Origin of the sequence: Niallia sp. FSL W8-0951 (genome assembly GCF_038006525.1) — a bacterium.
GTDB lineage: Bacteria > Bacillota > Bacilli > Bacillales > Cytobacillaceae > Niallia > Niallia circulans.
In genome coordinates this window covers 3,089,212-3,109,313 of the sequence record NZ_JBBOVK010000001.1, presented here as the reverse complement: position 1 = coordinate 3,109,313, position 20,102 = coordinate 3,089,212, and the positions used below count along the sequence as shown (strand labels likewise).

Annotated in this window: 17 protein-coding genes; 8 read left to right on the top strand and 9 right to left on the bottom strand. The window is 34.9% G+C overall.

Translation table 11 applies throughout. The features are described from left to right. Positions 1–2: 2 nt before the first annotated feature. The gene (locus NSS71_RS15410) at positions 3–131 is read right to left on the bottom strand and encodes a hypothetical protein (protein ID WP_268874805.1); all 129 of its coding nucleotides are present in this window, start codon (positions 129–131) and stop codon (positions 3–5) included. A gap of 328 nt (positions 132–459) precedes the next feature. Between NSS71_RS15410 and NSS71_RS15405 the strand changes: the two genes are divergently transcribed. Beyond that, on the top strand, positions 460–1,074 hold the full coding sequence (locus NSS71_RS15405) for a nitroreductase family protein (protein ID WP_047943867.1): 615 nt from the start codon (positions 460–462) through the stop codon (positions 1,072–1,074). A gap of 52 nt (positions 1,075–1,126) precedes the next feature. On the opposite strand, the gene NSS71_RS15400 is transcribed toward NSS71_RS15405, so the two are convergent. Beyond that, the gene (locus tag NSS71_RS15400) at positions 1,127–2,887 is read right to left on the bottom strand and encodes a flavocytochrome c (protein WP_061798078.1); all 1,761 of its coding nucleotides are present in this window, start codon (positions 2,885–2,887) and stop codon (positions 1,127–1,129) included. Positions 2,888–3,105: 218 nt separating this feature from the next. Here NSS71_RS15400 and NSS71_RS15395 point away from each other — a divergent pair, with 218 nt between their 5' ends. After that, positions 3,106–3,930 carry an aldo/keto reductase gene (locus tag NSS71_RS15395; protein WP_047943869.1) on the top strand — a complete coding sequence of 275 codons (825 nt, stop codon included), beginning with the start codon at positions 3,106–3,108 and terminating at the stop codon, positions 3,928–3,930. 69 nt (positions 3,931–3,999) lie between these two features. On the opposite strand, the gene NSS71_RS15390 is transcribed toward NSS71_RS15395, so the two are convergent. Continuing rightward, positions 4,000–4,722, bottom strand: coding sequence for a 3-ketoacyl-ACP reductase (locus NSS71_RS15390; protein ID WP_047943870.1), 723 nt, complete (start codon positions 4,720–4,722; stop codon positions 4,000–4,002). A gap of 335 nt (positions 4,723–5,057) precedes the next feature. Here NSS71_RS15390 and NSS71_RS15385 point away from each other — a divergent pair, with 335 nt between their 5' ends. Beyond that, positions 5,058–5,729, top strand: coding sequence for a YdeI/OmpD-associated family protein (locus NSS71_RS15385; RefSeq protein WP_047943871.1), 672 nt, complete (start codon positions 5,058–5,060; stop codon positions 5,727–5,729). A gap of 726 nt (positions 5,730–6,455) precedes the next feature. Here NSS71_RS15385 and NSS71_RS15380 read toward each other — a convergent pair. Together NSS71_RS15380 and NSS71_RS15375 are read right to left on the bottom strand one after the other, a co-directional pair. Continuing rightward, positions 6,456–7,697: an MFS transporter gene (locus tag NSS71_RS15380; RefSeq protein WP_047943619.1), complete on the bottom strand. Its 1,242-nt coding sequence runs from the start codon at positions 7,695–7,697 to the stop codon at positions 6,456–6,458. A 51-nt stretch (positions 7,698–7,748) separates the two neighbouring features. After that, positions 7,749–8,216, bottom strand: coding sequence for a hypothetical protein (locus tag NSS71_RS15375; RefSeq protein ID WP_047943620.1), 468 nt, complete (start codon positions 8,214–8,216; stop codon positions 7,749–7,751). 184 nt (positions 8,217–8,400) lie between these two features. Between NSS71_RS15375 and NSS71_RS15370 the strand changes: the two genes are divergently transcribed. From NSS71_RS15370 to NSS71_RS15350, 5 genes are all read left to right on the top strand, one after another. Then, on the top strand, positions 8,401–9,675 hold the full coding sequence (locus NSS71_RS15370; RefSeq protein ID WP_061798076.1) for an ATP-binding protein: 1,275 nt from the start codon (positions 8,401–8,403) through the stop codon (positions 9,673–9,675). A 167-nt stretch (positions 9,676–9,842) separates the two neighbouring features. Next, on the top strand, positions 9,843–11,033 hold the full coding sequence (locus NSS71_RS15365) for a MalY/PatB family protein (protein WP_095258414.1): 1,191 nt from the start codon (positions 9,843–9,845) through the stop codon (positions 11,031–11,033). Positions 11,034–11,489: 456 nt separating this feature from the next. Further along, positions 11,490–12,824 (top strand): polysaccharide pyruvyl transferase family protein, encoded by a 1,335-nt coding sequence (locus NSS71_RS15360; RefSeq protein WP_251688203.1) that lies wholly within the window; start codon positions 11,490–11,492, stop codon positions 12,822–12,824. A gap of 270 nt (positions 12,825–13,094) precedes the next feature. Continuing rightward, complete coding sequence (locus NSS71_RS15355) at positions 13,095–14,450, top strand: polysaccharide pyruvyl transferase family protein (RefSeq protein WP_061798072.1); 1,356 nt, start codon at positions 13,095–13,097, stop codon at positions 14,448–14,450. A 207-nt stretch (positions 14,451–14,657) separates the two neighbouring features. Then, complete coding sequence (locus NSS71_RS15350) at positions 14,658–15,518, top strand: hypothetical protein (protein ID WP_144579418.1); 861 nt, start codon at positions 14,658–14,660, stop codon at positions 15,516–15,518. A gap of 68 nt (positions 15,519–15,586) precedes the next feature. Here the strand turns inward: NSS71_RS15350 and NSS71_RS15345 are convergent, their stop codons facing one another. The 4 genes from NSS71_RS15345 to NSS71_RS15330 form a co-directional block, all read right to left on the bottom strand. After that, positions 15,587–17,530, bottom strand: a complete 1,944-nt coding sequence (locus NSS71_RS15345) for an ABC transporter permease (RefSeq protein WP_061798070.1) — start codon at positions 17,528–17,530, stop codon at positions 15,587–15,589. Continuing rightward, the gene (locus tag NSS71_RS15340; RefSeq protein ID WP_341151804.1) at positions 17,517–18,281 is read right to left on the bottom strand and encodes an ABC transporter ATP-binding protein; all 765 of its coding nucleotides are present in this window, start codon (positions 18,279–18,281) and stop codon (positions 17,517–17,519) included. Before NSS71_RS15340 ends, NSS71_RS15345 begins: the two co-directional genes overlap by 14 nt. A gap of 123 nt (positions 18,282–18,404) precedes the next feature. Continuing rightward, entirely contained in the window at positions 18,405–19,406 is a 1,002-nt protein-coding gene (locus NSS71_RS15335; protein WP_341151803.1) for a sensor histidine kinase, read from the bottom strand. Continuing rightward, positions 19,403–20,092 (bottom strand): response regulator transcription factor, encoded by a 690-nt coding sequence (locus NSS71_RS15330; protein WP_095320764.1) that lies wholly within the window; start codon positions 20,090–20,092, stop codon positions 19,403–19,405. The genes NSS71_RS15335 and NSS71_RS15330 overlap by 4 nt, the downstream gene beginning before the upstream one ends. Between the last annotated feature and the right edge of the window lie 10 nt (positions 20,093–20,102).

Sequence of the window (20,102 nt, the reverse complement as noted above, 5' to 3'; positions counted from 1 at the left end):
ATTTAATGAACATTTTCCTTTGGTGCAGGCAATATTTTTTCTAATGTGATGAGATTATTGTGTATTACCTTTAAATCGTACTGACATTGCTTTAAAAGCTTTTCTATTTCCAGCCATTTTTCTTTATTCAAAGTGAATTCTCCTTTCAGGTTTGGTGATTAGTACAAAGTATGTGGAAAAAGGAAAATTATTCGTAAATAGAGAAGGTGGAAAGTGGAGAGATAGTTTTAAAGAAGAGGGAAATGCTCCTAAAGGCACACCTTAAAACGACTGACGAACATTCTTAAACACTAAATAATTCTATCTCTCTGATTAAGTAATTTATAACGTTTAATAAACATTCTTTAATGGAACTTATAACTATTGTAAAAAAATACGATTCATCATCTTTGACAATCTTTACTTACTAATGGTAAGTTGGTTCTAGAAAACAATTAACTAATTAGTTGGAGGAAGAATATGTCTCATTTAGAAGAAATAATGAAAAGCCGTAAATCGGTAAGAGTGTATGATTCAGCTCATAAAATAGAAAAAAAGGAACTGGAAGAAATTTTAACATTAGCAACAAGTGCACCATCTTCTAGTAATTTGCAGTCTTGGAGATTTATTGTGATTCAAGATCAAGAACTAAAAAAAGAGTTAAGAGAAATTGGCAATAACCAAGCGCAAATAGAAGATTCCTCAGCGATTATTGCTGTGTTAGGAGATACAGAAGCTTATAGAAATGTGGAAGAAATCTATGAAAAAAATGTTTCCCTTGGCTATATGGATCAATCTATTGCAGATAGAACGGTTAATAATACGCTAAGTTTATATCCCAATCAACCAAAACAAACATTAGCACAAATTGCTAGCTATGATGCAGGCTTAATTTCCATGCAGATTTTACTGCTAGCAAAAGAACGAGGGTATGATACCGTTATAATGGGCGGTTTTGATAAAGATGCATTTGCGAAACGTTTTGAGTTACCAGAAAACCAATTTCCGATTACCCTTATTGCAATAGGAAAAGCAGCTGCACCAGCTTTTAATACTAGCAGAATGCCGATAGAAAAAATTGCGAAATTTTACTGATTGAGAGAGAAAAAAGTGCCTTGATTCTAAAAAGAAAGAAGGCACTTTTTTGTTATTTTATTTCGATTGCAGAGGTTTCACCAGCTATACGGCCAAATACGATAATGTCAGCAACAGCATTTCCACCAATTCTATTTCCACCATGAACACCACCAGTAACTTCACCTGCAGCATACAGTCCTTTAATGATATTTCCTTGTTTATCTAAAACATGAGTTTTTGTATCAATTTTTAATCCACCCATAGTATGATGAATACCTGGAGTTACGGGAATTATATAGTATGGACCTTGTTCTAACGTTTGAGTTAGATGGACTCTGTCAAATTCTTCGTCTTTTTTATTTTTAACGTATTTTGTATAATTTTTTAAAGTAGAAGCAAAGGTACTGCTATCTATTCCTGCTGTCTTTCCCAAAGCTTCTATTGTTTCTCCTTTTGTAGCATAGCCATCTTTAATATATCCTGCTAATGAGGCGTTTTCATCAGCCATTTCTTGGTTTACGACGAGATATGCAACTTTATCTGCCTGTGCCAAAATATTTTTCGAAACAACATCACGTGTCAATAATTCATTGGTAAATCTTTTTCCTTCTTTATTTACTAAAATGGCTCCGTCCCCGCGTAATCCTTCTGTAAATAAATAGCCTGTTTCTGGATCGGTTGTTGGGTGTATTTGTATCTGATCCATATCTACGAGGTCAGCCCCAACCTTTTCTGCCATAACAATTCCTAATCCTATTGCTCCTGCATGATTTGTTGTTGAGAAACCTTTCAGATCTTTATTGTATTTAATAACCATTTCAGCATTTGCCCCAAAACCACCTGTTGCTAAAATAACAGATTTTGCATTAACCGTGAATGAATTCCTATTTTTATCGGTAGCTTTTACTCCTACAATTGCTCCATCTTTTTTTATTAAATTATCAGCTGTAGTATTTAATAAAATGGGAGTATTTAATTCTTTCAATTTATTGGATAGAACCTCTACAATAACAGGACCAACTGGTGATCCATCTGCTGGCTGATGAATTCTTGGGTTTGTTTGTCCACCAGATAATGTTACCTTTGTTAAACCTGCTCCCATATCATTTAGCCATTTCAGTGCATCAGGAGCATTATCTACTAGTGTTTGTAGTAGTTTTGGATCATTTAAGTTTTTGCCGCCTTTCATCGTATCGTCAAACCATGTTTGTTTGTCGTCTTTAATTCCATCCGCTTCTTGGTATTTGGTGCCTGCCACATTCATTCCACCTGTTGCTTTATTTGTGTTTCCACCAATGATAGGCATTTGCTCTAAAATGACAACAGACTTACCAGCTTCGCTAGCCTTCACGGCTGCTGCAAGTCCTGCACCACCTGCACCTACTATAGCGACATCAACATCTAAGTCTTCCTGCTTTTGTTCTTCTACAATGACTTTATTTGCAGCATCTTTTAAGGCTTTCATATCGGCTCCAGACTTTTCTAACGCCTTTGTAACAGCTTCAATAATTCCGTTACTAGATTCACTTGCTCCTGATACAACATCCACTGCTAAACTTTGTGAGGAGATAATATCATTGGTTAATTGAGTAGTTGCCCCATCACTAATACTGCCAGTTTCTCCATCTGCACTGATTTCAATTTTCTCAATCTTATCTTTTGAAACTGTTACTGTAGCTTTAATTTCTCCTCCATGGCCAGTGGAAACGCCTTCGTATGTTCCCGCTTTATACTTTGCTTTTTCTTCTGTATTCGAATTGTTGCTACAACCTGCTATTATCAGCATAAATATAGCTAGAAGAACGAATGCTATACTAGAAGCTCTTTTCATAAAAATTTTCCCCTCTCTCTATATATTGCTCATTATTTCACAATATCTATCATAAAGAACATGCTCAACTACTAGCTATCAAAATAATAATGTTCAAAATAAGTTCATAAGTATATGGAGAATTTGTGAATCTTTAAAGGATAAGGAAATCGTACTTTTTGTAATTTATTTCTATTCGCGCTAAACTAAAAGAGAATTCGAAAAAGGAGTGTGGAAAGATGAATGTTGTTACATTAAATAATGGTTTAAAAATGCCTCAACTAGGGTTTGGCGTCTGGCAGGTTCCAGATGAAGAAGCGGCTGTTGCTGTCAGCACTGCTTTTAAAGTAGGCTATACTTCCATTGATACTGCGATGGTATATCAAAACGAAGCAGGTGTAGGAAAAGCAATTAAAGAATCTTCTATTCCACGCGAAGAGTTGTTTATTACAACAAAAGTATGGAACAGTGATCAGGGCTATGAGAATACACTAAGAGCATTCGATGAAAGTTTAGAAAGATTAGGGCTTGATTACGTCGATCTTTATTTGATTCATTGGCCAACCCCACAATTTGATGAGTATGTGGATACATATAGAGCACTAGAAAAATTATATAAAGATGGCAGAGTGAAGGCTATTGGTGTTTGTAACTTTGAAATTGAACATTTAGAGCGCATTTTAAATGAATGTGAGGTTAAACCTGTTTTGAATCAGGTAGAATGTCATCCATATTTAGCGCAAAATGAATTAAAGGACTTTTGCGCAAAGCATGATATTTTTGTAGAAGCTTGGAGCCCGCTTGATCAAGGCGGAGAAGTTCTTCAGGATGAAGTCATCACACAAATTGCAGAAACAAAAGAAAAGTCACCAGCACAAGTAGTATTGCGTTGGCATTTGCAAAATAATACGATTGTTATTCCGAAATCAGTGACACCATCTCGCATTGAAGAAAATTTCCATGTGTTTGATTTTGAATTAACAGAGGAAGAAATGAAACAAATTAATGAGCTAAACCGCAATAGACGAAAAGGTCCACACCCAAATGAGATGAATAACCGATAAGAAAGAAAGGGAATAGTGCTGCTATATTTAATAGCGGCACTATTCCCTTTCCCAATTATATCTATGGTATTAGAATGGGTTTGTTCCTAGTACTGTAGCTGTTTTTACATAGATTCTTGGATGCAGTTTTAATTGAGAAACAATCAGTTCTGCGATATCTTCTGGCTGCATGTATTTCTCTGCATCACCTTTGATTAAATCTGTTTTAACAGCAAGCTCTGTTGCAACTGTACTTGGTGTTAAGGAAGTAACACGAATATTATTTCTGCGTACTTCTTGTGCTAATGATTCTGTCATTCCGATTAGACCGAATTTAGAAGCACTGTATGCACTGGAAGTAGCAGCGCCATTTAAGCCATTTGTAGAAGAAATATTGATAATATCTCCGCCATTTTTTTCAATTAATTGTGGTAAAACTGCCTTTGTTACATAGTATGGTCCCATTAAGTTTACGTCGATGATTTGTTTCCATTCTTCTGGGTCCATTTCTAAAAGAGATTGGAATTTACCAATTCCAGCATTATTGATTAAAATATCTGCTTTCCCTAGTTCGTTTGTTAAAGTAGAAATTGCTTGTTCTACTTCTTCTAAAGAGGATACATCAACTGTTGCATAAGCAGCTTTTACGCCAAGTGCTTCCACTTCTTTGGCTACTTCTTGTAATGCTCCTTCTGTACGAGCAAGTAAACCAACATTTACACCTTCATTTGCTAGTGCAACCGCTACTGCTTTTCCTATCCCTCTTCCAGCTCCCGTAATGAAAGCTACTTTTCCCTTTAAAGATTGTGCCATTAAAAGCAACTCCTTCCAATCGTTGTTCAGTAAATAATACTTTGTCTATTTTAAGATTTTCTGCAGGTATTAGCAAGAAAGCCGCTTAGAGAAAAGATTTATTATCTATCATTCATATAATTTCCCTTTTCCTTGTTTCTAATTGGAATGATTCTTGCCATCGAACTAATTTTGCCTAATATCCTGTTTATTATCTTTTTTCTGGAAAAAAATATACCTGCTAGAAATAAATAAACTCCATCGGTATTTATTATTTTTGAAAGAGTAAGACAGATAAGTAGTATATTGTTAAACTATTTAAATAAAATACTTAAATGAATAAGAAGGAGAATCCTATGGTAAAAACAATTGTCGATAAATTAAATTTAAAAAAATACAAAAAAATGGCGATTCTAAATCAACCAAATGAATTGAATTACTTTGGAGAATTGGAAGCATATGATACAGAGCTTCAAGATAAATATGATGCTATATTCGCCTTTGTGCTAGACATGGTTGCAATGCGAGAAACGGTTGATAAGATTATACGAACAGATTCGCTGAACAAGAAGGGATACATCTTTTTAGCATATCCAAAGAAAGGAAATAAAGTCTACCCCACTTATATTCATCGGGATGAATTGTTTAAGGGGCTAGATACGGATTCAGATGGATATGTGGGAACGAGTACAATAAAATTTGCGCGTATGGTTGGATTGGATGAAGTATTCACTGTGATAGGTTTAAAAGAAGAGGAAAAAAGGACATTAAAGGCCGCTTCCTCCAAAGCGAGTCAACGTGTTGATGATTATATAGAAAAGATCCAAGCTATCGAAGATGATTTAATAAATACTCCCGAGTTATTAGCCTTTTACCAATCCCTCACACCAGGTTATCAAAAGGAATGGGCAAGATATGTCTATAGTGCAAAACAAGAAGCAACGAGAGAAAAAAGAAAAGCAGAAATGTTGATGATCCTTCAAGCTGGTTATAAAAGCAGAGATACCTATCGAAAAGAGCAGGGATAATAGGTTTCAACAGTCTTTTTGATTATCGGTTTGGCTAAATAAACATTTCAATCAAATATAACCCCGAATAATTATACGTACACACTAAAAATATTCGTATAATTGTTCGGGGTTTAATTAATTTTAAGAAAAAAGGTCTATGGTGATCAACCGCAGCCTGAATAGACTTTGCTTTCCATGGGGCGAGCGCCAAGCCCCATCCCAAGTGTTAGGCACTATCTACAATTGGAGGTGCAGTTGACTTTAGCCGAGGAGGCTTTGGTTGTTCCTCGAGGTATCGTGTGTCTGTAGTGTAATGGAACGAATTGGTTTCACCACTAAATTAGAAATTGTTATTTTTATCTATTATATATTTTGTTTTGTACCAGCCACTCTTCAAATCCTTCTCGTCAAAAAGTATGGCATGACTTTCAAACGATATTCATAGATTAATATATATCTTTTTTGAAGGAGAGGATTATATGCGTTTTGCTAGACTAGCTGATCGTTTTTGGGACGGCATAACTTTGACTAATGTCAATCATAAAGGAATTATTTATCCTTATTTTGTTTTTATGATTACTGCATTTCTTTTTGAATTATTTCTTATAGTGTTAATAGGAATATCTATTTATTACTTCTACCAATGGAAGTATTATCCCAATGCGCTCTTTTATATTGGATGCTGCATCCTTTTTTTACTGCTTATCTTGACAACAATATCGATAAAATCTATTTATCTAAGGATTAAATAATTTCCTGCTTTTTACGTAAATAATAATATAAAATGATGCAGCAAATGGAGCATAATAAAGATAAAAATGCGATAAACCCATAGCCTGCCTGCTGTCCAATAACACCATTACTTGTATAAAACAAACGATTTATCCCATCAATTATGACTCCAATTAGCAGGTTTCCGAACACACTTGCAATTCCCATTAGAGTAACAGTAAAGGTAATGGCTGTACCCGTTCCCTTCGGATACCTTTTGGCAAGTAATGCCATTACAGTTGGGTAAATGGGGGCAATTCCTATTCCAGCGATAGCAAAAAGAATCGCACCTTTTTCGCCAATGATAATGCCAGCAAAACTGCAAATGCCGGAAAAGGCAGCGAAGATCATGATGGATAGTGTATAGCCGATTTTATCTGTTAGTGGGCCAAGGAATAACCTTGAAAGCATAAAAAATAGAAAAAACATAGATAACATACCTGAAGCTGTTTCCACATTCCATGAATACGCTTTAATTAAAAAGTTTACTAACCAGCCTCCGACAGCCAATTCAGATACCACCCCAAAGGAAAGTATCATGACAATAAGCCATGCAGCTGGATCGCGAAGTAAAAATCGATATGACACTGATTCATCATCACTAGTTTCCTCTTCAGGAAATTTGCCGAAGATAGAAGGGATGATAGGGAGAAGGGCTAAAAGCAGCACAATGAAGTACATTCCTCGCCAGCTTAGTTCCTCGCCAGCTATTGTCCATTTCATCATCCAAGAGGCGATAATCGGCGCAAACATTGAGCTTAATCCATAGAAAAAATGAGCGAGATTCATCATAAATCCAGTATTTTTTGTGAAAATTCGCGCTGCCATTATCCCCAGTCCGATTTCAAGCATTCCATTTCCAATATATAAAAGGAAATAAGAGGAAGAAAGGGTGAAATATTTTTCGGAAAAATAAAGACAAATACCTGAAAGAGCCATTGCTGCGAAAGCAACAATACCAGTCCATTTAATGCCAATTTTATTGGCTAAAGCGGCAGTAAAGGTACAAGCAATTAAATAGCCAAGTGAATTGATAGCAAGCAAAAATCCTATTTGTGACTCACTTAAAAGAAAATCTGCTTGAATGATAGGGATAGCGGGTCCCTTAACGTTCTCTGATAATCCGAAAATGAGGAACCCGCCAAAAATAATAGCAAGTAAAACAGAATAATTAATTTTAGAATGTTTCTTACTAAAAGCAATCAAGCGATTCATAGGTATCCTTCCTTTATCTTCAAAAATGTAACCAACGAGTTATGAAGACTATTATTTATGATAACGTGATTGGCGAGATGGAAGATTGGTATTTTCGTTTGAATGATTATTCGTGTCCACATGATTGTTTTTTTTGCGAAGGATTTTTTTAATTCCTTTAAACAATAAGGTAATAACTAAATATATTCCGAAAAATAGGAGGAATCCATTAATTCCGGCCACTGCATCTGCAAACTCCATATTTCCCCGTCCCGTAATTCCTTGCTGGATTTCAATTGCAAATACCAATACAAGGATGAGTGTAAACGTATATATAAAAGAAATGCTCTTGATGCTCCAAGCAGCTAACCGTTTAAAAATAAATTGAACAATAAAGAATGAAATAATCCCAATAAGGCCGATAATCCATAAATGTAAATCTTTGTCTGAAGCTTGCCAACCCAGAATGGCAGCAGCATCCATAATAATATCATGAAGAATATTAACAATCTCTGCGGTAATTTTAAAAAAGTCTCCCATTGTGTCCCTCCCCTTTAATGTTTCCTTTCATTAGATTATACTGGACGATGGAAAATAATAAAACAAGCAATCAATTATTCTATTATTAGCAAATGCGCTTCTAGTTAAAAAATGGTAAGATAGGATAAAAGATGTTCATTAAGACGAACGTATATAGAAATTATACTTTGAAGGGGCAATGTCTATGCTGCTTTGGAATCGTAATAGGCAAATAAAAACATGGGGACAAATTACGTTAGTAACGATCTCTATATTATTTACTACTTATCAATTTGTTATAAAGCATGAACCTTTTTTCAATATTGATTTTTTCCTGTTTACGATCTTAGCATGGATTGTTGGCTGGAGGTATGATCTGTCCAAATACTATGAGAAGAAGGCAAAGGATAGTGAAGAAAGCTATCGACTCCTAATGGATTCCTTACCAGAATCCATATTTATTCAATCCTTAAGAGAAAACAAGTTAGTCTATGTCAATCATGCTGCTGTTAAAATGATGGGAGCATCTAGCGGTCAAGAGTTAATTAATCGATCATTTGGAGAGTTTGTCACAGCAGATTATATGGAACGGTGGAAAATGCGTCTGAATATTGCCTTAGAGAAAAAGAAACCGCTCTCTCCTATTGAATACAAAATGAAACGTGTGGCTGGAAATGATTTTTTCTATGAGGCGTCCTGTTTAGCGATAATGTTAAATGGGGAAGATGTGATATTATCGATTGGAAAAGATATTACAGCTAGCAAAGAGAAAACGATGCATTTGCTCCAAAAGTCAGAAAAATTAGCGATTTTAGGAGAGATGTCTGCAGGAATTGCTCATGAGATTAGAAATCCATTAACCTCGATTAAAGGATTTATTCAGCTAGCGAAGGCAGAAAATCCTAAAAATAGATACTTTGAAATTGTATTGTCAGAAATCGAAAGAATTAATGGCATTGTTGGCGAGCTGCTTTTTCTCGCTAAACCTACGGCGGATGTTTTTTTAGTTAAAGATATTCGTAATATTATTAAAGACGTTATTACATTAATACATACTCAATTAAGCTTACATAATATTCAGATTAAAGAAGTATATGAATGGGATATTCCAATGATTTTATGTGAGGAAAAGCGCCTAAAACAAGTATTTATTAACTTGCTGCAAAATGCTATAGAAGCTATGCCACAGGGTGGATATATTTCTATTAAGGGTACGTCTCTCCAGGATGGTAATATTTCGATAGAAATTATGGATCAGGGAGTAGGTATTCCGGACGAGAGATTAGGAACATTAGGTGAACCATTTTTTACAACGAAGGAAAAAGGGACTGGTCTTGGTTTAATGACCTGTTTCAAAATCATTGAAAGTCATAATGGCAGTTTGAGCTTCCAAAGCGAATTAAACAAAGGAACAAAGGCAATCATCGTCTTTCCGGCAGCTACACAAGATACATTACTTGGTACAGTTTCTCAAGGATAATAAAAGCAGATGTAAACCTCCGCAAAAATAGTGGGGGTTTATTTAGATAAAGGAAGTAAGTTTGACTGAAAAGGGAAAACTGTAGATGTTAAAGATTCCAGTCGAGTTTTTTTCTAACGCTCCATGTTATAATGACTTCAAAATAGCAAAAGGATGGTGGATATGTAGTGATTAATAACTTTGATGAAGTGGTAAATCGACGAAATACTTATTCGATTAAATGGGACGGTGGAAAAATTATTAAGGAGATGGGACTTACAGAGCGATATGATGAAGAGACAATCCCCTTATTTACAGCAGATATGGATTTACCTGTACCACAAGCATTAGTAGATGCATTACATAAAACGGTTGATAATCGCATATATGGCTATTCTATTTTTCCTGATGAGTACTATGAAGCAATTCAGCATTGGTTTAAAAAAAGACATAATTGGGAGATAGATAGAGAATCTATTGTCTATAGTCCAGGAACAGTTCATGCAATTAATATGGCAGTGCGTGCTTTTACAGAAGCTGGCGATGGTGTAATTATTCAACGCCCAGTTTATCCGCCGTTTACTTCGGCAATTGAAGGAAATGGCAGAGTGGTTCGGAATAATGCATTACTTCAAGACGAAGAAGGGTATTATACCATCGATTTTGCTGATTTTGAAGAGAAAGCAAAGGAAGAATCAACGAAGCTGTTTATTCTTTGTAACCCCCATAATCCAACTGGTCGCATTTTTACAGTAGAAGAACTAAGTCGTTTAAATGAGATTTGTGTAAAACATAATGTGTTAATTATTGCAGATGAAATTCATGGTGATTTAATTAGACGTACACAGAAATTTACTCCAATTGCGATGGTTGCAGATAATCAGGATCATTTGATTACATGTACGGCAATTAATAAAACTTTTAATGTGGCAGGACTTCACTGCACTAATTTAATCATTCCAAATGTGAAGCTGCGCAATGCGTTTAATAAGGAAATGGGTCACCAATTGGCATCTCCTTTTACAATTTCTGCGCTTATTGCCGTTTATAAGGAAGGAGAAGAATGGCTGGAGGAATTGAAGGAATATATTGACGGAACCATGGAATGGGTAAAAGCCTACATCGATGAACATATGCCAAAAGTGAAAGTGACAATACCAGAAGGAACCTATATCATGTGGATGGACTTCAGCGGATATGGAATAACACCAGAAGAAGTACATGAGCGTATTTATCATAGAGCCAATGTTTTACTAGAAGATGGCAGTATGTTTGGAGAAGAAGGAATTAATCATCAACGAATTTGTATTCCTTCCCCAAGACCGATTATAAAAGAAGCTATAGAAAGAATTGCAAGAGAGTTCGCTGATTTAATATAAAGATCCGTTTTGACTAAAGAATCTAATGAAGAAAAGATATATTTCAACTGCAGGGAAGAGCAACTACTTTAACCTTAAGTAAAAAAATGTTTCTTTTCTAATCAGATTCTTTTTTGTTTGGACTATATTGTAAAGTTTTGTTAGGCATAGGAAAGGGTAAGAAATAATCGGTTAGTATTATTTCTTTTGATTTTTAACAAAAGAACCTAGTATTTTGATAATGATTCATTATTATTAATCATTTATTAATGTTACTGCTGTATAGAATTTAAAAAACTGCCAATGATGATATTAGATATTTAACTTGAATAGGTTAGTAGTCATTGTAAGATGTGGCAATACAAATTTTTGGAGTAAAACAGGGCTTTCAGTTGAATCAGAAATATAGAATTTTTATATAGGCTCATAATTAAATTCCATATTTTTTAATTTGTGGTTACAGAAAGGGTTAGGAAAATGAAGAATATATTGATTAGATCAGGGATGTCACCACTTGATATTTTTGATGCATCATACATACTAAACAACAATTCGATTGGAGGAAATGTTGGAAACCTAATTTACCAATATAGTGTTTACCGTACATTAATGACGGAGGATACAAACATTACGCCAGATTACTATGATTATGATCCATCAAGAGCAGATGAAATCAATGAAGAGTATGATTGTTATGTCATTCCCTTGGCAGATGCATTTCGAAAGGAATTTGTACCGACTTTACGAAAATACACAGAGTTAATCAAAAGATTAAAGATTCCAGTCTATGTCATTGGAGTAGGACTGCGTGCTCCTTTTGAGCCAAAATTAAATGAAGGTTTTCCATTCGATGAGGATGTAAAAGCATTCATTAAGGCTGTTTTAGAAAAGTCAACAATCATTGGGTTACGTGGTGAAATTACATCAAAATATTTAACTGGATTAGGGTTTAAAGAAGGAGTAGACCATACAGTTATTGGCTGTCCTTCCATGTATACCTTTGGTCGAGAATTGAACATTCGAGAAACAACTATAACGAAAGAGTCGATGGTCTGTGTGAATTCCTCACGAATCTCTCCAAAAAATGTCCTTGATTTCATTACAAGAGGGATGGAAGAGTTTCCGAATTATTATTTTATTCCACAGTGGCTTAAAGAATTGAAATTAGTGTATTTAGGTGCGCCTGCAATAGCAAAAGACAGCACAAACTATCCGGTGAAAATTTCTGATCAAGCCTATAAGAATAATAGAGTTCGTTTCCCTCTGAATGCTCCAACTTGGTTTGATTTTATAAGCCAAGCAGATTTGAGCTTCGGAGCAAGATTACATGGAAACATAACAGCAACAATCTCTGGAACACCGAGCATTATTATTCCAAAAGATGCTCGGATGAGAGAATTGGCAGAATACCATCAACTTACATATGTAATGGCCAAGGAAATTAATGAGAAAACAAGATTATCGGATTTGATTGAGCAGGTAGACTTCCAACAGCCTGCAAAGCGACAAGGTGAAAATTTCGATCATTATATTGATTTCTTAAATAAAAATAAAATAGATCATATTTATAAAGACACAAATCATCCTGAACGAATACCATTAGAAGAAAGATTGGCGGATGTACAATTAAAGCCAATAGAAGTGCCAATAAGTGTATGCAGTATAGAAGAAGCAGTTGCAAGATGGCATAATTTCCATTCAGGAGAAGCTCCACAAATCGTGGAGTTGAAAAAGAAAATTAAAAAGCTAGAGGGGCAATTAAATCGAAAATCTGTCAAACTAGTCTTAAAAGCAGCAAACGTATTTAATTAATGGAGAATGAAAGGAAGCATGCACTTTTCTCTTATAAAAAAGGGGCAAGGAATAAGGCTAATCTTCCCTGAATCGCTTGCTTATATAAAAATGTAAAAAAGCACCAAGCTCTGAAGGTGCTTTTTTACATTCTAGCAGCAGTGGATTATGTATAAGTATTAGGTTTAAAAGCTATTCATCCTGTCAAAAATATGAAAAAAGCTGATTTCATGAAGACTAAGGTTAAATCAAGAAAAAGTGTTGAAAAAAACATGATAGGGAAGAAGCATGATGAAAAAAATATTAATAAGAGCAGGTATGTCACCTTTAGAACCTTTTGATGCAGCAAAAATGATAATGGACAATACATTTGGTGGGAATATCGGAAATCTAATCTATCAATACAGTGTATTTCGGACATTGATGACTAAAGATACAATTATTACACCAGATTATTATACATATGGCCCAGATAGAGCAGATGAAATAAACGAGAATTATGATTGCTATATCATCCCCTTAGCAGATGCCTTTCGAAATGAATTTATTCCATCTTTACGAAGATATACGAAGCTGATTAATAAATTGAAAATTCCCGTTGTCGTCATTGGCGTTGGCTTAAGGGCTCCCTTTGAACCAAAGTTAAACGAAGGATTTCCCTTTGATAAAGATGTAAAGAATTTTGTTAAGGCCGTATTAAAAAAATCTTCTATTATTGGAGTTCGAGGAGAAATTACGGCAAAATATTTAACTCGTTTAGGATTTCGTGAAGGAATAGATCATGTAGTAATTGGCTGTCCATCGATGTATACGTTTGGTAGAGAATTATCTATACGGAATACGCGCGTAACGAAGGAGTCAAAAATCTGCGTTAACTCCTCCCGTCGTTCCCAAAAGAAAGTATTAGACTTCATCGCTAGAGGTATGGCCGAATATCCGAATCACTATTTTATTCCTCAATGGTTAAAAGAATTGAAATTAACGTATTTAGGAGCACCTTCCATTGCAGAAATAAGCAAAAAATATCCAATAAAAATGTCAGACCCTGTATATATGAATAATAGAGTTCGATTCTTTTTAAATGTACCCACATGGTTAGAGTTTATGAAAGATGCTGATTTAAGCTTTGGTGCCCGTCTCCATGGAAATATTGCAGCTACCATTGCGGGCACACCTAGTTTAATTATTCCGAAGGATGCCCGAATGAGAGAATTAGCAGAATACCATCAATTAACCAATCTAATGGCAAATAAAATAACGGGTAAGACTAGTTTATTAGAAATAATAGAGAAAAGCGATTTTCAGTCTCCTGTTAAAGTACAAGGTAGGAATTTTGACCACTTTATTGATTTTCTTAATAAGAATCAATTAGAGCATATATATATAAACACAGTAACACCCTCCACTGTTCCGTTAGATCAGAAGCTAGCAGATATTCAGCTCCAACCACCAGTGAAACCAGTAAGCGGATGTAGCTTAGAGGAAATGGTGGAACGATGGGAGAGATACTATCCATTAGAAAGTAGTCAAAAAAATGGAAGCAAAGTTTTAATGACGAAAGAAAATTTAGTAGCAATGGTTATGGAAAGGATTTTCAAGAAAAAGGAGCAGGTATTTAAGCGATTATCCAAGGTAGGCAGTAAGTAATTAAAATCTCAAGAGAAGAAGAATATAACTATTAGAAAGTGTTTTCTCTTCCCTTTCTAATAGTTATATTTTGTTACGGAATCCTTTAAAAAGATTTTTTATAAAAGATGACGTATTCTTTACCAATAGCCTAAGGATAATATATAATAGAGAGGAAGGAAGTCCCTTTTTAGTGGACTTGCTATTATTTTTTACTAAATTGAAAGGATGATTTTTATTGTTATTCAACAGGCAGTACAAACCGAACTAATTAAAAAGTATTGGGAAATGTATGAAAGTAAGAAAGAGAGGACATATATTGTAAAGCCCTCGATGCCAATTATGTATTTTGGTAATAGTAAGAAATATTTTGAATCCCCTATCCGCATCATTACTGTAGGTCTAAATCCGTCTAGACGTGATTTCCCTGACCCTGACCCTTTCCAAAGGTTTCAATCGATGAAACGAGACCATCACTATCAATTCAATCAACAGTACATTACTGCACTTGACCAGTATTTTGAAAAAGACCCATATAAAGCATGGTATGAGCCTTCTTTTGAACCGTTATTGAATGGAATGAATGCAAGCTTTTATGGTAACAAAGAAAATACGGCATTGCATACAGATATTTGCTCACCGCTTGCAACTAATCCTACCTGGGATAGTTTAAGCAAAGAAGCAAAGAAAGACCTTCAAGCAGAAGGCGTGAAATTATGGCATGATCTTATTGAATACTTACAGCCTGATGTAATCCTAATTTCAGTTGCAGGAGAACATCTCTCAAAAATTCAGTTGGAAACAGAAAGTGATTGGGAGACTGTTTATACGATTCCTAATTCCCGTTATTTAATTAATAGCAAGAAAGTAAAGTTAGCGACTAAAACAGCTGATGTTTACTATGGCAGATCGGCAGAAATTCCATTTGGGCAAGTTTCACCGGAGAATAAGGTGAAGATTGGTGAATATATTAAGGCGATTACGGAGAAAAAAGATCAGCCAATTGATTTTAAAGCCTTTCATCATGCCATTTTAGAATCCGAACAGCGAGATGATGAACTTTTTGGCTGGAACCAAGAAGCAAACTAAAAAAAGGGAATCAGGCTATTGTTTGTCTGATTCCCTTTTTTATTTGACTGATAAGTGGTGATGCACCTTTACAATGCCTCGCTAATGATTTTCTTATAATAAATAACGGAGAGAATTCCAAAGATGGAATACAGCAATGCATATAGCCCCATTACAATGAACATTGGTGCCCATAATTCCGATCCAAAGAAGAACCAGCCAGATTTGACAGCGAAATAACTATGAAGCAGGCCAATAAGTAACGGAATCCCAAAGTTAAATAGTTGTTTTGATTTAATGCCGTTTATTAAATCATTCTGTGTATAGCCTAGCTTACGAAGAATGGTATAGTTATACTTTTCTTCTTCTCCTTCATCCATCTGTTTAAAGTAAAGAATACACCCTGATGTGATAAGGAAAGTGAGCCCAAGAAAACCGACAATAAACATCGCTAATCCCATAAATTCTTTTTGAGACTGGCTTGTCTCATAACGTGATAAAGTTTCCTGACTTTCAAAAGTTAGTTTTTGATAAATTTTATCAGCTTCTACAATTTCTTGATTCTTATTAATATTAATCCCAATATAAAGAGAAGAAGGAGACTGAAGGCTTTTATCCATATTCTTTTGTACTAAATCAAAGACAGAAGAGTCGACGATTACGGTCATTAGTCCGCCGTTAGAAAAGTTATAAGGAAGAATGTTCATTTCCTTCATTCCTAAATAATTTAATGGGACGGACTGACCGTTTAACTCCATGGTAATTGAGCCCGTAGATTTTAATTTGATAAACTTTTCTAAGGTAGAACTATATCCATCAAAAAGTACTTCCTCTTTAGATAGATGAACACCTTCTACATAGTCTTCACTAATAACAGGCATCTGCATCTCGCTGGTATCTTGTGTGAATCCATCTGGAATATTATCGAGGACTCCCTTTATATCAAAGATGGTCTGAATAACAGGAATTTTTTCTTCCTTATAAGCAATTTTTTGTTCTTCCAGTCGGCTCGTAAAAGCTTCTGCATCTTGGACATTATCAAAGGCGAAATCGGCTGGAACATTTTGTTTTGCATTTTTTTCTGCAGAGTAGTAAGAAATATAGCTTAAACAAAGAAAGCCTAATGCGAGCGCAGAAACGGTTGTTATAATTGTTAATAAAATAGCATTTGATTTCATCCGAAACATAATACTAGACAGGGAAAGTACTTGATTAATATTAATGTAGCCATTTTTCCCTTTACGAATAAGGTTAAACAAAAAGCTGACAGATCCTTTATAAAAGAGATATGTCCCGATTATGACTAGAGCGAGAATAGAAATCATAGCGAAAAACAATTCATTCATGGATTGAAAGTCGCCATTAAAAAGCTGGGACGAGATGTAGTAGCCGCTTATGATAAAAATAATTCCTGTAACACCGATAATCATTTCCCATACAGACATTTTCTTAACTCGTGCTTCTGTTGAAGACGCAACACGGAATAAGGAAAGAATCGTTTGGCGCTTAATGAAAATATAGTTCATTAACATAATGAGAACATATATGGCGCAAAAAACAATGACTGTTTGGACGAGAGCCTCTGGCGAAAAGTGAAGTTTCGCAATAGCTTGGACCCCGGTTACTTTGAATAGAATCATGATGGTTATCTTAGAAAAAGAAACGCCAATAAAAATACCGATTACAATAGATAGAAAATATAAAATAAAATTTTCCAGTGTTAACAAACGGAAAATTTTGCTTTTGGTCATCCCAATCAATTGGAAAAGTCCAATTTCTTTTCCGCGGCGCTTGATAAAAATCGTATTGGCATAGAGTAGAAAAATCGCAACAATTGCTATTAAAAGAACAGAGGCCGCTTTAATAGCAGCGCCGCCTTTGACTGAATTTTCTACCACGTCCATCGATGGGTCATATTGTAAGGTTACAAAGGAAAAATAAAGGGACACGCTGAATACTAAGGCAAAAATATAAAGATAATAGTATTTTATATTTTTTTTGAGATTACGAATTACAAGATTACTTAAGGTCATTTTGCACACCACCCAAAATTCCCTGTGTTTTGATAATATCTTGGAAAAAGCGCTGTCTATCCTGGTCTCCTTTATAAAGCTGTGTATAAATTTGCCCATCTTTAATAAATACAACTCGATTACAATAGCTTGCAGCGACTGGGTCATGGGTTACCATAAGGATGGTTGCGCTTCTTGTTTGGTTTAGATGACCCAATTTATTTAATAAATCAGAGGCAGACTTAGAATCAAGAGCCCCGGTTGGTTCATCTGCAAATATAATACTTGGTTCATGAATGAAAGCTCTGGCTGCAGATGTTCTTTGCTTTTGACCACCTGATATTTCATTTGGATACTTATCTTTTATTTCGTAAATACCTAATTCTTTCGCTAAAGTATCAAAACGCTGATGCGCCTCTTTTTTTGGTGTTTTTGTAATCGATAATGGTAAAAGAATATTTTCTTTAACGGTTAAAGTATCGAGTAAATTATAATCTTGAAAGATAAATCCTAAGTGATTTTTTCGGAATTCTGCTAACTGCTTTTCTTTAAGACGGGTAATTTCCTTCTCTACGATTCGAATAGTTCCTCCACTGGCTTGATCGATAGAAGAAAGTACGTTCAACAAGGTTGTTTTCCCTGAACCAGAGGCCCCCATAATACTGACAAATTCGCCTTTTTGGACGTTTAAATTTACGCCCTTCAGCACTTCTTGACGATTTGTTTTATTGCCATAACTTTTATGGACCTTTGAAGCAATTAAGATATCCATACTCCACACTCCTTTAAATGATAGATTAAGTATACAAAAAGAATTTCCTCCAATCCCTCGATTTGACGAACAAATAAAAGAAGCATGTGACATTATTGTCACGATGCCTCGAAGTCAACATGTTTAGTTATGAATTTGATTAAATTCATTGTTCTTCGGAAAAGTAAGGATGAAGGTGGTACCTCTATTTAATTTGGAATGGACAGCAATATTGATTTTGAGTACATCTGCAATTTTCTTGGATAAATATAACCCCATTCCTGTAGCAAAATTATTTTGATGCTTGGAGGTGGAAGTAAAGCCTTTTTCAAAGATCCTTGGTAAGTCTTGCGGGCTTATTCCTATTCCATTATCGGTTATTTCTAAACAGCTATATCCGTCATTGTCATAGCTTCTTATGATAATATCTGATTCATTACTATATTTAACGGCATTACTCAATAGCTGCCTAATAATAAACGAAAGCCATTTTCCATCTGTTAATATCATCTTTTTCTGCAGTTCAATATCAAAACCGATTCCTTTTTGGATGCACCATGACTGTAATGTTTTTATTTCTTCGAAAAGAACCACTTCGAGATCAACATTTTCTATGTAGAGATCATTTTGAATAAATGAAAAACGTTTTTGGTACAGCTGTTGGTCTAAGAGATGGTGAATTCTTAACCATTCAAATGTCAAGGAAGTCTTCATTTTCTGATTTTCAATAGCATCTATTAGTAAACGTAATGCTGTTAATGGCGTTTTTACTTCATGAATCCAAGAAAGCAGTTCATCCTTCTCTAGTTCAAGCTGCCGAAGATTTTGATATCTTTCTGTCTTTAACATGCTAGTTTGGGTTGTAAAGCTATCCGCGATTATTTTTTCAAAAGGTGTTTTTGCTGGCGCTAAGGATGTTAGGTCTAAATCATCTTCTCGAGCAGAAAGGCTTTTATAAAACTTAGTCTCTTTTTGATAGCGGATAAAGCAGAAAATCAGAAACAATAAGATGCTAATAAAGCTAACATATATCATTGAATAAAAAGAAATTGTCTCATCAATAATGGCCATAAATAATTGAAACAGCTGTAAAAAAAGAATAAAGAGAATCCAGCTTCTTTTTTCTATTAGAAATTGTCTGATCATAATGTATCCTCTTCAATAGCCATGTAGCCTTGTCCAACTTTTGTTTCTATATTGCTTCCGAGAGAAAGTTCATCTAGTTTTTTTCGCAAACGATTTACGTTTACTGTTAGCGTGTTGTCACTAACAAAGCGTTTATCGTTCCATAGTTCATTGATAAGATCATCTCTTGATACGATTTTATTTTTTTTGTCTAATAATATTTTTAAAATGAACATTTCATTTTTCGATAGCTCGATTTCCCCATTGACGGAGGTCACTGTATTTTTCTCAAAATCAATGGTGGCACCACACCAAGTTTTCAGAGAAGATTGCTCGATGTTGTAATTATAAACCCTCCGCAAGGTTGCCTGTATTTTTGCAATTAAGACTTCAAAGTGAAATGGCTTTTGTACAAAGTCATCGGCTCCTAGCTGCATCGACATCACCATGTCGGTTGGATGATCACGAGAAGATAGGAAAATAATTGGTACATTGGAGTGGCTTCTAATCATTCGACACCAATGAAACCCATCATATTTAGGAAGCTGAATATCGATAATAACTAAATCGGGTTTCTTTTCTGTAAACTCTTGCATCACTTTATTAAAATCATGAATCCCAATCGCTTCGTAAGACCATTGCTCTAAACGTTCCTTTATTGCCCGGAACAAAGTTTGATCATCTTCAATTAAAAGTATTTTAAACAGGACAATCACC

Coding starts and splice junctions, on each gene's coding strand:
- NSS71_RS15405 (WP_047943867.1), top strand. CDS start 460: ATGTCTCATTTAGAAGAAATAATGAAAAGCCGTAAATCGGTAAGAGTG.
- NSS71_RS15400 (WP_061798078.1), bottom strand. CDS start 2,887: ATGAAAAGAGCTTCTAGTATAGCATTCGTTCTTCTAGCTATATTTATG.
- NSS71_RS15395 (WP_047943869.1), top strand. CDS start 3,106: ATGAATGTTGTTACATTAAATAATGGTTTAAAAATGCCTCAACTAGGG.
- NSS71_RS15390 (WP_047943870.1), bottom strand. CDS start 4,722: ATGGCACAATCTTTAAAGGGAAAAGTAGCTTTCATTACGGGAGCTGGA.
- NSS71_RS15385 (WP_047943871.1), top strand. CDS start 5,058: ATGGTAAAAACAATTGTCGATAAATTAAATTTAAAAAAATACAAAAAA.
- NSS71_RS15380 (WP_047943619.1), bottom strand. CDS start 7,697: ATGAATCGCTTGATTGCTTTTAGTAAGAAACATTCTAAAATTAATTAT.
- NSS71_RS15375 (WP_047943620.1), bottom strand. CDS start 8,216: ATGGGAGACTTTTTTAAAATTACCGCAGAGATTGTTAATATTCTTCAT.
- NSS71_RS15370 (WP_061798076.1), top strand. CDS start 8,401: ATGCTGCTTTGGAATCGTAATAGGCAAATAAAAACATGGGGACAAATT.
- NSS71_RS15360 (WP_251688203.1), top strand. CDS start 11,490: ATGAAGAATATATTGATTAGATCAGGGATGTCACCACTTGATATTTTT.
- NSS71_RS15355 (WP_061798072.1), top strand. CDS start 13,095: ATGAAAAAAATATTAATAAGAGCAGGTATGTCACCTTTAGAACCTTTT.
- NSS71_RS15350 (WP_144579418.1), top strand. CDS start 14,658: ATGATTTTTATTGTTATTCAACAGGCAGTACAAACCGAACTAATTAAA.
- NSS71_RS15345 (WP_061798070.1), bottom strand. CDS start 17,530: ATGACCTTAAGTAATCTTGTAATTCGTAATCTCAAAAAAAATATAAAA.
- NSS71_RS15340 (WP_341151804.1), bottom strand. CDS start 18,281: ATGGATATCTTAATTGCTTCAAAGGTCCATAAAAGTTATGGCAATAAA.
- NSS71_RS15335 (WP_341151803.1), bottom strand. CDS start 19,406: ATGATCAGACAATTTCTAATAGAAAAAAGAAGCTGGATTCTCTTTATT.